General features: G+C 65.8%; 13 protein-coding genes. 10 read left to right on the forward strand and 3 right to left on the reverse strand.

Annotated features, from left to right (window positions below; translation table 11 throughout):
- The first annotated feature begins 8 nt into the window (after positions 1 to 8).
- The 10 genes from ACUYV6_RS08330 to ACUYV6_RS08375 all read left to right on the forward strand — a co-directional run bounded on the left by ACUYV6_RS08330 (position 9) and on the right by ACUYV6_RS08375 (position 10,127).
- Complete coding sequence (locus ACUYV6_RS08330; protein ID WP_449278191.1) at positions 9 to 854, forward strand: GntR family transcriptional regulator; 846 nt, start codon at positions 9 to 11, stop codon at positions 852 to 854.
- Positions 772 to 1,839: a BMP family lipoprotein gene (locus ACUYV6_RS08335; protein ID WP_449278192.1), complete on the forward strand. Its 1,068-nt coding sequence runs from the start codon at positions 772 to 774 to the stop codon at positions 1,837 to 1,839. The genes ACUYV6_RS08330 and ACUYV6_RS08335 overlap by 83 nt, the downstream gene beginning before the upstream one ends.
- Before the next feature lie 29 nt (positions 1,840 to 1,868).
- Positions 1,869 to 3,500 (forward strand): ABC transporter ATP-binding protein, encoded by a 1,632-nt coding sequence (locus ACUYV6_RS08340; protein ID WP_449278193.1) that lies wholly within the window; start codon positions 1,869 to 1,871, stop codon positions 3,498 to 3,500.
- Positions 3,497 to 4,630 carry an ABC transporter permease gene (locus ACUYV6_RS08345; protein WP_449278194.1) on the forward strand — a complete coding sequence of 378 codons (1,134 nt, stop codon included), beginning with the start codon at positions 3,497 to 3,499 and terminating at the stop codon, positions 4,628 to 4,630. Before ACUYV6_RS08340 ends, ACUYV6_RS08345 begins: the two co-directional genes overlap by 4 nt.
- On the forward strand, positions 4,627 to 5,529 hold the full coding sequence (locus tag ACUYV6_RS08350; protein WP_449278195.1) for an ABC transporter permease: 903 nt from the start codon (positions 4,627 to 4,629) through the stop codon (positions 5,527 to 5,529). The genes ACUYV6_RS08345 and ACUYV6_RS08350 overlap by 4 nt, the downstream gene beginning before the upstream one ends.
- Positions 5,530 to 5,545: 16 nt before the next feature.
- Positions 5,546 to 6,115 carry a cysteine hydrolase family protein gene (locus tag ACUYV6_RS08355; protein ID WP_449278196.1) on the forward strand — a complete coding sequence of 190 codons (570 nt, stop codon included), beginning with the start codon at positions 5,546 to 5,548 and terminating at the stop codon, positions 6,113 to 6,115.
- Positions 6,112 to 6,999: a carbohydrate kinase family protein gene (locus ACUYV6_RS08360; RefSeq protein WP_449278197.1), complete on the forward strand. Its 888-nt coding sequence runs from the start codon at positions 6,112 to 6,114 to the stop codon at positions 6,997 to 6,999. The genes ACUYV6_RS08355 and ACUYV6_RS08360 overlap by 4 nt, the downstream gene beginning before the upstream one ends.
- Before the next feature lie 89 nt (positions 7,000 to 7,088).
- Positions 7,089 to 7,826: a phosphorylase family protein gene (locus tag ACUYV6_RS08365; RefSeq protein WP_449278198.1), complete on the forward strand. Its 738-nt coding sequence runs from the start codon at positions 7,089 to 7,091 to the stop codon at positions 7,824 to 7,826.
- Positions 7,827 to 7,884: 58 nt separating this feature from the next.
- A complete protein-coding gene (locus ACUYV6_RS08370) occupies positions 7,885 to 8,673 on the forward strand; it encodes a sugar isomerase domain-containing protein (RefSeq protein WP_449278199.1) in 789 nt (262 codons plus the stop codon).
- Positions 8,673 to 10,127 carry an aldehyde dehydrogenase family protein gene (locus ACUYV6_RS08375; RefSeq protein ID WP_449278200.1) on the forward strand — a complete coding sequence of 485 codons (1,455 nt, stop codon included), beginning with the start codon at positions 8,673 to 8,675 and terminating at the stop codon, positions 10,125 to 10,127. Before ACUYV6_RS08370 ends, ACUYV6_RS08375 begins: the two co-directional genes overlap by 1 nt.
- A 48-nt stretch (positions 10,128 to 10,175) precedes the next feature.
- Here the strand turns inward: ACUYV6_RS08375 and ACUYV6_RS08380 are convergent, their stop codons facing one another.
- Genes ACUYV6_RS08380 through ACUYV6_RS08390 form a run of 3 tightly spaced genes read right to left on the reverse strand, consistent with a single transcriptional unit; the run spans position 10,176 to position 12,802 of the window.
- The gene (locus tag ACUYV6_RS08380; RefSeq protein ID WP_449278201.1) at positions 10,176 to 10,877 is read right to left on the reverse strand and encodes an NUDIX hydrolase; all 702 of its coding nucleotides are present in this window, start codon (positions 10,875 to 10,877) and stop codon (positions 10,176 to 10,178) included.
- A 14-nt stretch (positions 10,878 to 10,891) separates the two neighbouring features.
- Positions 10,892 to 11,167 carry a hypothetical protein gene (locus ACUYV6_RS08385; protein WP_449278202.1) on the reverse strand — a complete coding sequence of 92 codons (276 nt, stop codon included), beginning with the start codon at positions 11,165 to 11,167 and terminating at the stop codon, positions 10,892 to 10,894.
- Positions 11,168 to 11,197: 30 nt separating this feature from the next.
- Positions 11,198 to 12,802, reverse strand: a complete 1,605-nt coding sequence (locus ACUYV6_RS08390; protein ID WP_449278203.1) for an acyl-CoA carboxylase subunit beta — start codon at positions 12,800 to 12,802, stop codon at positions 11,198 to 11,200.
- Positions 12,803 to 12,972 lie beyond the last annotated feature (170 nt).

The following is a 12,972-nucleotide window of genomic DNA, read 5'->3' on the forward strand; positions in this document are numbered from 1 at the left end:
AGACCAAGGTGCGATTTGAGCTCGACCCGGCCCGAGGGGCTCAGCCGCTGTACATGCAGTTGGCGAATGCCCTCGAGGAGTATGTCGTCGAGCAGGGTCTCGAGCCGGGCACGCAGCTTCCGAGCGAGCCCACCCTCGCTGCTGAGAACAACCTCTCGCGGGCGACCGTGCTCAAAGCCTTCGAATTGCTCGTCGACCGTGGCCTCGTTTCGCGTCGCCGCGGCAAGGGCACCTTCGTGCGATCCCGCCCCATGGAGCGTCGCCTTCCCGAGCTTTCGAGCTTCAGCGACCACATCCAGAGTCTCGGTCTCGCACCCGGCAGTGCATTGCTCGACTACGCCGTCTACCCACCCGGCGCGGCCGGTCGCCCGACCACGCCCTTTCCTGACGACCTCGGCGTGGTTGTGCTTGAGCGTCTGCGCACGGTCGGCGGGACCCCGGTCGGCCTGCAGAGACTCATTCTTCCCGAGTACGTGGCCGCTAAGGCAGGCATTGACGAGCAGGGCGCCGCTGACCCCGCCTTCTCGTTCTACGGCGCGCTTCGTGACGCCGGACTCACTCTCGCCGAGGGAGAGGAGACGTTGCGAGCGATCAACGCCGTCACCGAGGAAGCCGAGCAGCTCGGCGTGGAGCCCGGCACCGCCCTGATCGAGGTCGATCGCCACTCCCGCGATACCTCGGGCCAGCTGATCGAGCATGTGCGTGCACGCTACCTCGGCACCCAGTACCTCTACCGAGTCACTCTCAACCATCTACCTAACGGAGGAACCCATGAAACGAAACCGGGCAATGGTGCTCGTACCGGCGGCGGCTACGATCCTCGCCCTGACGGCGTGCTCGGGCGGCGCGACTGACGGCGGCAGCGAGGAAGGCAGCGACGGTCGGGCCGCTCTCGTGATCGCCCAGGGCGGTCTGGGAGACCAGTCGTACAACGACCTCGCGAATACCGGATTCGAGCGCGCGCTCGAGTCAACAGGTCTCGAGGGCAGCACGATCGAGTCAGATGATGTCGTGGGCCAGGGCGAGCAATTGCTGCGCCGGGCAGGCCAGTCGGGCATCGATCTCGTCGTCGATCTCGAATTCTCGCACAATGAGGTCATCGGATCGGTAGCGTCCGACTTCCCGGAGAGCGACTGGGTGATCTTCAATGCCGAGGCGGAGGGAGACAACGTCGCCTCGGTGCTCTTCCAGGAGCAGGAAGGCTCCTATCTCGCAGGTGCGCTCGCCGCCATGCAGACCTCGGAAACCGATGATCCCCGTATCAACGAAGACAAGGTGATCGGGGTCATCGGCGGCACCTCTGGCGTCGGCATCGACAAGTTCTTGGTGGGCTTCATCCAGGGTGCGAAAGACACCGATCCCGATGTCGAGGTGCTGACCGCCTACTCGAACGACTTCGCCGACCCCGCGAAGGGGCAGCAGCTCGCCCAGTCGATGTTCGAGCGCGGTGCCGACATCGTCTACTCGGTTGCAGGAGGCACGGGCGCAGGTGTCATCCAGGCGGCTGAAGAAGAGAACCGCTACGCCATCGGCGTCGATGACAATCAGGACGATGTCGCTCCGGGAACGGTGCTCACGAGCGTGCTCAAGCGCACTGACCTCGCCGTTGAATCCATCGTCGGCGACTATGCAGAAGGCACCTTCCCCGGCGGAGAGACGACCACCTTCGGACTCGCTGAGGATGCGGTCGGACTCACCGAGTTAGAGCACACCAAGGATGCGATCCCGCAGGAGACGCTCGACAAGCTCGACGAGCTGCGTCAGGGCATCATCGACGGTGATATCGAAGTCTGGAACGTCGTCACCGACGGCTACCCCGACTTCTACGAAGGCAGCTGACCCCAAAACGGACCGGATTCGATAGCGCAATGGTGACAGAAGACATCGCGGCGGCCCCGCCGCGGATCGAGGCTCGAAGGATCGCGCGATCCTTCGGACCGGTGAGAGCGAACCGCGATGTGTCGCTGGTCGCGCATCGCGGCACCGTTCTCGCCGTGATCGGTGAGAACGGTGCCGGCAAGAGCACGCTCATGAAGATGCTCTACGGGCTGGACCGTCCCGATTCGGGCGAGATTCTGGTCGATGGCGAGGAAGTGCGATTCGCGAGTCCTCGCGACGCAATTCGGCGCGGGATCGGTCTCGTGCAGCAGGAGCTCGCAATCGTTCCCGAGCTGACGCTGCTCGAGAATCTCGTGCTCGGCGGCGAACCGACGCGCGCCGGCCGCATCGATTGGCCAGCAGCGCGCGAGGAGGCCGCACGGCTCGCCGACTCCGTCGGCACCGCGATCGACTGGGATCTGCAGGCTGCGCATGCGCCCATCGCGATCCAGCAGCAGGTCGAGATTCTGCGGCTGATCGGCCGTGGTGCCGACCTGCTGATTCTCGACGAGCCCACGGCCGTGCTGGCGCCGGCGCAGGCCGCCCAACTGCTCGATCTGCTGCGACGGCTTGTCGACGACGGCAAGACCGTCGTGTTCATCAGCCACAAGCTGGGTGAAGTGATGCGCGTCGCCGATGAGATCACTGTGCTGCGTGCTGGCGAGACTCAACCCGCCATCCCGAGCTCCGAGGCCTCCGTCGAAATACTTGCCCGCCTCATCATGGGCGGCGATCCGATGCCTGTCGACTCTCCACGGGTCGGCGACCCCGGCAAGGTGGTCTTCGAATGCTCGGATCTCGCGGCGAGTGATGATCGCGGCGTCGAGCGACTCTCGGGAGTCGACATCGCGGTGCGCGAGGGCGAGATTCTCGGGATCGCCGCGGTGTCGGGCAATGGGCAGGATGAGCTTGCGGAGACACTCATCGGGCTGCGGAAACCCGATCGCGGTGACGTGCGCCTCGGCGGCGAACGATTGACTCGGCCGTCGGTTCGTGCTCGCCGTCGGGCGGGCATCGCTTACGTCAGCGCGGACCGGAAGAACGAGGGGCTCGCTCTCGATCTCTCCATCGCGGAGAACGCGGTCGCCACTCCTGCGCTCGGCGCTCTGTCTCGGTTCGGCTGGCTGCTCTCATCGCGGGTCAAAGCCGCGGTTGCCGGCGTGCTCGACTCGGGCAAGGTGCGGTTCGGTAACGAGAAGGATCCGATCTCGAGCCTTTCCGGAGGCAATCAGCAGCGCGTGGTCATCGCCCGTGAACTCCGGGAGCGGCCGGCAGTACTCATCGCGAGTCAACCGACGCGCGGTGTCGACATCCGCGGTATCGGCTTCATCCATGAACAACTCCGCGATGCCCGCGACGCGGGAAGCGCGGTCGTACTGTTCAGTGAAGAGCTCGACGAGATCCAAGCGCTTTCAGATCGGGTGGTCGTGCTGCATCAGGGCCGTGTCGTCGGAGAACTCGGACGCGACGCGGATCGCGTGACGCTCGGAAAGCTCATGCTCGGATCGACCGATGACGAACCCGTCGCTCACGTTCCTGACGCTGCGGGCGAAGACGCCGTGGACGGCGCAACCGACGGCGGAACGCGCGGCAGTAGCGGCCGGAACGGAGGTGCGGAATGACGATGCAGGAGACTCCTGACACCGGGGCGAACACGAGTTACGTGCCGGTACCGGTGCAGCGGGGTGTGTCATGGACGAAGATCGGCAGCTCGGTCTGGCACATCGCGGTGCCCGTGGTGATCGCACTGGTCATCGGTGCGCTCGCTCTGCTGCTCGGGGGTGAGAACCCGATGCGCATCTACGGCATGCTTGTACAGGAGGCCTTCGGCGACTCCGCTCGTCTGAACGCGACGCTCACCGCGTCTACTCCGCTGCTGTTCACCGGACTCGCAGCGGCGGTAGCGTTTCGCGCCGGCGTCTTCAACGTCGGGGTCGAAGGCAGCTTCGCCTTCGCAGGTCTCGCGGCTGCGGTCGTCGGAGCGCAGGTCGGAGGGCTGCCGCCGGTGCTTGCGATCATCGCCTGTCTCACCGCGGGAATGCTCGCGGGAATGCTCGTAGCGCTTGTGCCTGCCCTGCTCCGCGCCTGGCTCGGCGTCGACGAGGTCGTGTCGACACTGATGTTCAACTTCATCGTGACTGGCCTCACGGCATGGCTCGTCCAATCGTTCTTCCTCGCCCCGGGGCAGGCGAACTCCGCCACCGCCTACGTTGCCGAGTCGGCTGAGCTGCCGCTCCTCGCTTCACCGGGCCAGCTCAGCATCGGGTTCATCATCGCGATCGCACTCATCGCGATCTACGCGGTCTGGACTCGCCGTAGTCAGCTCGGATTCGAATTCGACGCGGTTGGACGTGCTCCCAGGTTCTCGGTCGCGCAGGGAATGCGGGTCCGCACCGTACTCGTCTCCGCGATGCTCGCAGCCGGTGCGATCGGCGGTATCGGTGGCGCCGTCCACGCACTCGGCGTCGTGCACCGCTTCTCGGTCGGATTCTCAGCGAACTTCGGATTCACCGGAATCGCGATCGCACTGCTCGCGCGCTTCAACCCCGTCGGCATCGTGGTCGGATCGGTCGCCTTCGGCGCACTGGCCGCAGCAGGGGCGACCGTGCAGCTCTTCGTCAACATTCCGATCCAGCTCATCGATATTCTCCAGGGCACCGTCATGATGCTCGCGGTCGCGCAGTTCGCGATCCCGAGACTGCGTCGACGCGCGGCGACCGCCCGCGCACGACGACAGGAGGCCGGAGCATGATCGACAGCATCATCAACTCGACGCTGCTGCTCGCGGTGCCGCTGGTGCTCGCGGCCCTCGGCGGAGCAATCCACCGGCGTGCGGGAGTCGTGAATATCGGACTTGAAGGTCAGATGCTCGTGGGAGCCTTCGTGGGCATCCTCGCGAGCGCCGGATCGGGGAACTGGTTCGTCGGAGTACTCGCGGGGGCGGTCGCCGGTGCGATCGCAGGGCTGGTGATGAGCCTGGTGATCACGCGCCTCGCGGCGAACGAGATCATCGTCGGACTCGGTTTCAACATCGTCGCGTTAGGCATCGTGGGCTTCCTGCTGCGTACCCTGTTCCAGGTCTCCGGCACGCTGCGATTCCCCGAGCAGCCGCGTATCCCACGCATCGCGATCCCTGTGATCGAAGACATTCCCGTACTCGGCGCGATCCTGAGCGGCAAGGACGTCCTGTTCTGGTTCTCCGTGCTCCTGATCCCCTTCCTCGCATGGGCTCTCGCCAATACGTCTTGGGGCATCCGCACCCGTGCAACCGGAGTCAATGAGCACGCCACCGCGTCGCTCGGCGTGCGGACCCTGGGGCTCCGAGACACTGCCGGTATGCTGGCGGGCCTGCTCGCAGGGCTCGGCGGCGTTGCACTCGCACTCGGTGTGAGCGGGCTGTTCAACGAGAACATGATCGCCGGGCGCGGCTTCGTCGCGCTCGCAGCCTTCTACTTCGGACGTTCGAAGCCGCTGCCGACGGCGCTCGCCTGTCTGCTGTTCTCGTTCTTCGACGCGCTCCAAGTGCGTTTGCAGACGAGTGGCGGCTTTCCGTCCGACCTGATCCAGACGCTCCCGTACATCGCCGTAGTCGCAGTGCTTGCTTGGACCGGAATCCGGTCGCTGCGCCGCCAGACCCGAGTGACCGCCTGAACGCATGGAGAATGACATGAACGACCGCACCTCCACGTCGACCGCTCTGCTGCTCGTCGACGTGATCAACTCCTTCTACGAAGCCGGCCAGCCGAACTACTACCCGGAGGTCGAGCAGACGCTGCCGGCCCTCGAGCGATTGCGCGACGCCGCTCGGGCTCGCGACGCGCTGGTCGTGCACGCGGTCGAGCGGCACTATCGCGGGCTCGACGACTTCGAGTTCGCGAAGCTCCCGAGACACCACCAGGCGGGGGAGCGGGATGCCGACTTCTTCCCGGGTTTCGAGCCTGCGGGTCGGGTGCGCGAGATCGTTGTGCCGAAGCGACGGTACTCGGCCTTCTACGCAACCGATCTCGATCTCGTGCTCCGCGAGCAGGGCATCGACCGGGTCATCGTCGCCGGTGTGAAGACGAACGTCTGCATCCGTGCCACGGTGCAGGATGCCTTCGCCGGTGGATTCGAGACGATTGTGCCCCGCGAAGCGACCAACTCCAATCGCCCGCACCTTGCCGAGGCCAGCCTCGAAGACATCGACCGCTACTTCGGCCGGGTCGTGACCCTCGCCGAGGCGGAGGAGATGCTGTGACCAATCGGCTGCCGACACTCATCGTGAGCGGATACGCGAGCATCGACTATGCCATGCGGCTTGCGCCCTTCGAAGGGCACGACGCGACGACTCTCGTGCGCGACCGTGCCGAGGAGTGGCCGCGCTCCGGAGGCATCGCCCACGTCACCCGGGCCGCGAGCAGGGAGGCCGGCGACGCGGTGCGCGTCGCAGCGCTCTCCTGGGTCGGCCCGGACCCTGAAGGCACAGCCTGGCTGCACGCGGTCGAGGCCGATGGAGTCGAGATCGTAGGCGTTGCGCGGCGTGGCACGCGCAGTCCGAGTTCCCACCTCCTGTATCCCGACGGGCAGGGAACCATCTGTCTCTTCGACGCGGCCGATTGCCACGGTGAGCTCGATGAGAGACAACGCGAACTGCTGTCCGGTGCTGACCTGGCCGTCGTCACGATCGGACCCGAGCGCGCAACCAGGGAGCTGCTCGATGCGATCCCGGGTTCGTGCGCGGTGCTCTGGGTGATCAAGCAAGACCCCTCATCGCTCACCGATGAGCTCGCTGCTGCACTCGGTGGGCGGGCGAATGTGGTCACCCTCAGCGATGGAGAACAGAGCTATCTCGATGGGATCGTCGCCTCGGCTGCTCCGGGCGCGTACATCATCGTGACCCGTGGATCGCGCGGCGCAGTGCTCCATCGCGTCAGTGACAACGGCGTGCTCGAACGTATCGGCGAGGTACCGGCCCACCCGGTCACCGGTGTCGACACCACAGGAGCCGGCGACACGTTTTCAGGCACGCTCGCCGCGCTGCTCGCCGCCAGGCCCGATCCGGAACCCGATGAGATGCTTCGATACCTCCACCGTGCCTCGGAAGCGACGGCCGAGATGCTTGCCGCGCGCCTGCCCGACTGAACCCTGAAACCCATGTCAACCGAGTGCCCACCGATGCCGGCCCGGGCACGACCAGACCACACACGAATGTACAACGAGAAGAGGAAGTCATGACAACGCCGAGAGAGGCCTGGTACCTGCACTGCACCCCTGATCAGGTCGGTGAAGACGCCATCATCGTCGGCGATCGAGGCCGGGTGCTGCTCGCCACCGAGCTGCTCGAAAACGCCGAGCTGCTGAACGAAGACCGCGGGCTCACCACCGCGACCGGCACCTACCGCGGACGCCGTATCACCGTCAGCGCGTTCGGTATGGGCGCCCCCATCGCCGCCGTTGTGGTTGACGAGCTCGCCTACATCGGCGTGAAGCGAGTGCTGCGACTCGGAACCGTGATGACCGCAGGGCCGAGCGCACTCGGCGACCTGGTCGTTGCACACGGCGCGACCCGCGGCGAGGGCACCTCCGAGAGCTACCTGCCCCTCGAATACCCGGCCGTGCCCGATTTCGCTCTCACGGCGCGAGCCGAAGAGGCTGCGCGTGCGACTGGTCGGCCCGTGCGCAGCGGCATCTACGCCACGGCAGACGGCTTCTACACGGAGATGATGCTGCGCGACGCTCCTGCAGGTCAGGCGGAACTCGTCGCCGAGCGGGATGCCCAGGGCATCGTGGGCACCGATATGGAGACCAGTGCGGTCTTTATCGTTGCCCGAGCGCGAGGGATCGCCGCGGCTTCACTCTGCTTGGCGAGTGTGAGCGGGAGCGATTTCTCGAAACTCGACACCGAGCCGCGCCGTGAGGCCGAGCTCGACCTGCTGCGCGCCGGCCTCGAGGCGCTGGCGGCGCAGTAGCCGCTGCGCCCACCGTGCACGACACCGACCACAGACACTGAATACAGGAAGGAACCCCATGAGCATCGCTACTGGATACTTCGATGACGTCATCGCCAAGCTTGCGAAGGTGCGAGACACTCAGGATCAAGCCATCAAGGAGGCCGCTGAGATCTGCGCGGACACAATCGCAGGTGACGGGCTGGTTTTCACTTTCGGTACCGGGCACGGCGGCTTCGCAGCGCTCGAGATGTTCCCTCGCACCGGCGGGGTGACCGGCTTCCGACCGATCGTCGAGAGCTCAATCGCGCTGATGCACCACGTACTCGGCGACCAGGGAACCGCGCAGTATCGTTTCCTCCATACCCGTGAAGGCTACGGCAACGCGATTCTGCGCTCGCACCAGATCAAGGAGGGGGACGCGCTGATCCTCTTCTCGCACTCGGGCATCAACGCCGTGATCCTCGACATGGCAGTGGAGTTCAAGGAGCGCGGGCTGAAGGTCATCGCGGTGACCTCCGTGCCACACTCGTCCCGCGTCGAGAGCCGCCACTCCTGCGGAAAGCGCCTCTACGAGATCGCCGATGTCGTCATCGACACCGGCATCCCGCTCGAAGACGCGTCGCAGTTCATCGAAGGTCTTGAGCACCCGGTCGGCCCGACGTCGACGTCGATCGCGGTTGCCGTCGGTCACGCGATCAACGCCTCGACATCGGCGGCGCTCGTCGAGCGCGGTGTAGAGCCGATGATCATGATCAATACGAACTCGAACCGCACGAAGTTCGCGCACCAGCAGAACGACCGCAACTACGCGGAGCTCTGGCGCCGGTTGCGTTCGCGCGAGTTCTCGGCTCCGGAGGTGAAGTGATGAGCGCCGTCGAACGGGGGCTCTGCATCGGAGGCGAATGGCTGCCCGCGATCTCCGGCGACACCATCGAGGTCCGGGACCCGGCGACAGGAAAGATCGTCGGTGTGAGCGCCGTCGCGGGAGCCGACGACGTGGATCGCGCCGTGGTCGCGGCCCGAGCTGGCTTCACACGCTGGTCGAAGATGCCGGCCGATGAGCGTGCGACGATCCTGAACCGCGCCGCGGCGCTCGTCGACGAGCGCATCGACGCCATCGCCGAGCTGCTCACCCGTGAACAGGGAAAGACCGTCCCAGACAGCAAGAAGGAAATCGCCTTCGGGGCTCAGGTGATCCGCTACTACGCGGAGGAGGGACGTCGGGTATCCGGCTCCATCCGCCCGAGCGCCCGCCCCGATATCCGCTCGCTCGTCACCTGGGAACCGCTCGGAGTCGTCGGCGCGATCGTTCCGTGGAACTACCCGGTAGACCTGTACGCCTGGAAGGTGGGGCCGGCGCTCGCCGCAGGCAACGCCGTGATCGTGAAGCCGCCGATCGAGACGCCGCTCGCCGTCGCCGAGTTCGTGCGCTGCTTCCTCGATGCCGGCCTGCCCGAGGGCGTGCTCTCCGATCTGCCTGGCGCTTTCGAAGCCGGTTCTCGGCTCTCGGAGCACCCGCGTATCGACGCGATCACCGCGACGGCGTCGACTGCGACCGGCCAAGCGATCATGCGTTCGGCAGCCGCGACGATGAAGCGGGTCACCCTCGAACTCGGCGGGCACTCACCCTTCATCGTGCTCGACGACGCGGACATCGCGGAGGCTGCCGCCGCCGCCGCCCGCCGCTCTTTCTCGAATGCTGGTCAGATCTGTATCGCGGTCAATCGAATCTTGGTCGATGAGCGGGTGGCGGATGCGTTCACCGAGGCGGTGGCGGCCGAGGCACGGGCGATCAGGATCGGCCACGGCATCGAGGCCGGGATCACGGGTGGCCCCGTCACCACTTCTGCGGTCATCGAGAAGGCCCGTCGTCACATTGACGAAGCGGTGGCGCAGGGAGCAGTCGTGCGCGCGGGCGGCAAGGCTGCCGAAGTCGACGGGAGGCTCGACCCCTCGCTGTTCTTCGAACCCACGGTGCTCGACGAAGTTCCCGCAGATGCGCTGGTGATGCATGAGGAGAGCTTCGGTCCGCTCGTCGCCGTGCACCGTTTCGGACGGAACGACGACGTGGCAGAACTCGCGAACCGAGGCGACTACGGTCTCGCCGCCTACGTGTACGGCAACGATCTCGACCGAGCCTGGGGCATCGCTGAGCGAATCCATGCCGGCGGCGTCGGGGTCAATGTCAACGATGTCTCCGAGTTGCAGGCTCCCTTCGGCGGATGGAAGATGTCTGGTTTCGGCCGCGAGCTCGGGACTGAAGGGCTGCAGGGCATGATGCAGCAGCGACACATCAAGATGCGTCGTCGCTTCGGCTGACCCGGCCCGACGGTCGGCCTCAGCTGCTGGGGCTCGACTGCCGGACCCTCAGCGGCTGAGATGGAAGAGACGTCCGCGATCCCACTCGACCGCCCAGCCGAGACGATCGAAGAGGGTGGCGAGCAGCGTTCCTGTAAAGCCCCACACGAGGTGCCCGCCCAGGTGATCACCGAGCCGGAAGGCGGGCCCTCGGTAGGTATGCGGGCCTCGGCTCAGCACCGACGTGCCCCTGGCAGTGGGAGCAAGCAGCTCTGACACCGGGGCGCGGAAGACATCGACGGACTCGGTATGATCGGCGGCCACCTCGCTCGGCAGACGCCACCACCCCACGACCGGGGTCACGATATTGTTGCTCACGGGAATCGTGATCGGCGGAAGCATTCCGAGCACCTCCACCCCGCTCTCATCGAGGCCAGTTTCCTCCGCGGCCTCGCGCAACGCTGTGCGCACCGGGTCGCCGCCGTCGGACGGCTCCTCGCCGCCACCCGGAAACGCGATCTCGCCCGCGTGGTGCCGCATGCCCGTCGCACGCCGAGTGAGCAGCACATCGAGCTCCCGTGCCACGTGCGGCGCGGCGGGATCGCCCGAACCTCCGGCGGGAAGCTCGTCGAGCGCCCCGAAGAGGATGAGCACTGCCGAGCGTCGCAGGGGAAGGTCGGATGGCGGACCCTGCGGTGGAATACCGAACGCCTCGCCGGTCTCGAGCACGCGGATGAGATCGTGCCGTGCGCGCCCCTGTGATTCCGTCATGCCTGCGGCCGAGGCTACGGCTCGATCAGCAGATCGTTGATGCCTTCGGGAACGCGCTGCGACCGGGCCCAGGGCTCGCGGTCGCGTCGCTCGATCCGCTTGACCTGATGCGTTTCCTCCTCGCGCACCCGAGTGAGCACCGCGATGACGGCCGCGCGCTCCTCATCGCTCACACCACGGGTGACGAAACGGAAGTCGTCACCGGTGACCGCGGGATTCGAATCGCCCTGCTCCTCGCGGCGCGCAGCATCACGCGCCGAAGCATCGGGGGGCAAAGAGGTCGTGTTCACGTCAATCTCCGTCTCGGTTGTCGTCCCGATCTAGAGCGGGATATTCCCGTGTTTCTTGGCCGGCTGCTCGGTTCGCTTGCTGCGCAGCCCGCGCAGCGACTTGATCACCGCGAGGCGTGTACCCGCGGGCTCAAGCACATTGTCGAGCTCGCCGCGCTCAGCAGCGAGGAACGGAGAGGTGACGTCGGCCGTGTACTTCGCCGTGAGCTCAGCACGCAGCGCCTCCACGTCTTGCCCGGCCTGCTCAGCAGCCTTGAGCTCCTTGCGATACAAGATATTGACGGCGCCGGCGCCGCCCATCACCGCGATCTCGGCGGTGGGCCAGGCGATGTTGAAGTCGGCACCCATCTGCTTCGATCCCATGACGATGTACGCCCCGCCGTACGCTTTGCGGGTGATGATCGTCACGAGTGGCACGGTCGCCTCGGCATACGCGTAGAGCAGCTTCGCACCACGACGGATGACGCCCTGGAACTCCTGGTCGGTGCCGGGCAGGTAACCGGGCACGTCGACGAGGGTGAGGATCGGGATCGAGAACGAATCGCAGAATCGAACGAAGCGTGCAGCCTTCTCGCTCGCATCGATGTTGAGCGTTCCCGCCATCTGCGCCGGCTGGTTCGCGATGATGCCCACCGTGCGACCTTCGACCCGGCCGAAGCCGATGAGCATGTTCGGAGCGAACAGCGGTTGCACCTCGAGGAAGTCACCGGAATCGAGGATGGTCTCGATCACGACTTGCATGTCGTACGGCTGATTCGGGCTGTCGGGAATGATGCTGTTGAGCTTGCGGTCAGTATCGGTGATCTCGAGGGCCGCGTCGCTGTCGTAGACCGGAGCCTCCGCGAGGTTGTTGTCGGGGAGGAAGCTGATGAGTGCGCGGGCGTAGTCGAGTGCGTCGTGCTCATCACTCGCGAGGTAGTGCGATACACCGCTCGTCTGATTGTGAGTGAGCGCGCCACCGAGTTCCTCGAAGCCCACCTCCTCACCGGTCACCGTCTTAATGACGTCGGGGCCGGTCACGAACATATGGCTGGTCTGGTCGACCATGATCACGAAGTCGGTGAGTGCCGGAGAGTACACCGCTCCGCCGGCCGAGGGGCCCATGACAATCGAGATCTGAGGGATCACTCCCGAGCACATCGTGTTCAGGCGGAAGATCTTGGCGTAGTTCGAGAGCGCGACGACACCCTCCTGAATACGAGCGCCGCCCGAATCCAGGATGCCGAGCATCGGAGCGCCTGTCTTGAGGGCGTACTCCATGGCCTTCACGATCTTCTCGCCCGCCACCTCGCCGAGCGAGCCGCCGAAGGTGGTGAAGTCCTGGGAGTAGACGACGACCTGGCGGCCATGGATCATTCCGGCACCGGTGACGACCGAGTCGCCGAACGGTCGGTTCTCTTCCATGCCGAAGCCGTGGCTGCGATGCCGCACGTACTTGTCGAACTCGACGAAGGTGCCCGCATCGAGCAGCTCGGCGATACGTTCCCGCGCCGTCAACTTGCCACGCGGATGCTGTTTCGTAGCGGCCGCGGCGTCTCGGTCTCCGACCGCCTGCTGGTACTTGCGACGGTGGTCCGCGACTCGGCCGGCCGTCGTGGCGAGGTCCTCTCGCTGGGGTGCGTTCTCTGCAGTCACGCCTGTCAGCCTAGCGCGGGATCGACGTGGTTCGCCGCAGGACTCCTCCAAAGGAAGCCGAGATTCCTTCGTGGAACTCTACGAAGGTGCTGATGAGCTGAATCACGAGTTCCCGCACCAGCAGCACAGCTGTATGCCGGAGCAATCAGAACGTGGACACGGTCATTCGA

The organism is Leucobacter sp. GX24907 (assembly GCF_053567335.1).

Bases quoted from the DNA above. Each gene is read 5' to 3' on its own strand.
- ACUYV6_RS08335 (WP_449278192.1), top strand. From the start codon at position 772: ATGAAACGAAACCGGGCAATGGTGCTCGTACCGGCGGCGGCTACGATC.
- ACUYV6_RS08340 (WP_449278193.1), top strand. From the start codon at position 1,869: ATGGTGACAGAAGACATCGCGGCGGCCCCGCCGCGGATCGAGGCTCGA.
- ACUYV6_RS08345 (WP_449278194.1), top strand. From the start codon at position 3,497: ATGACGATGCAGGAGACTCCTGACACCGGGGCGAACACGAGTTACGTG.
- ACUYV6_RS08350 (WP_449278195.1), top strand. From the start codon at position 4,627: ATGATCGACAGCATCATCAACTCGACGCTGCTGCTCGCGGTGCCGCTG.
- ACUYV6_RS08355 (WP_449278196.1), top strand. From the start codon at position 5,546: ATGAACGACCGCACCTCCACGTCGACCGCTCTGCTGCTCGTCGACGTG.
- ACUYV6_RS08365 (WP_449278198.1), top strand. From the start codon at position 7,089: ATGACAACGCCGAGAGAGGCCTGGTACCTGCACTGCACCCCTGATCAG.
- ACUYV6_RS08370 (WP_449278199.1), top strand. From the start codon at position 7,885: ATGAGCATCGCTACTGGATACTTCGATGACGTCATCGCCAAGCTTGCG.
- ACUYV6_RS08375 (WP_449278200.1), top strand. From the start codon at position 8,673: ATGAGCGCCGTCGAACGGGGGCTCTGCATCGGAGGCGAATGGCTGCCC.
- ACUYV6_RS08380 (WP_449278201.1), bottom strand. From the start codon at position 10,877: ATGACGGAATCACAGGGGCGCGCACGGCACGATCTCATCCGCGTGCTC.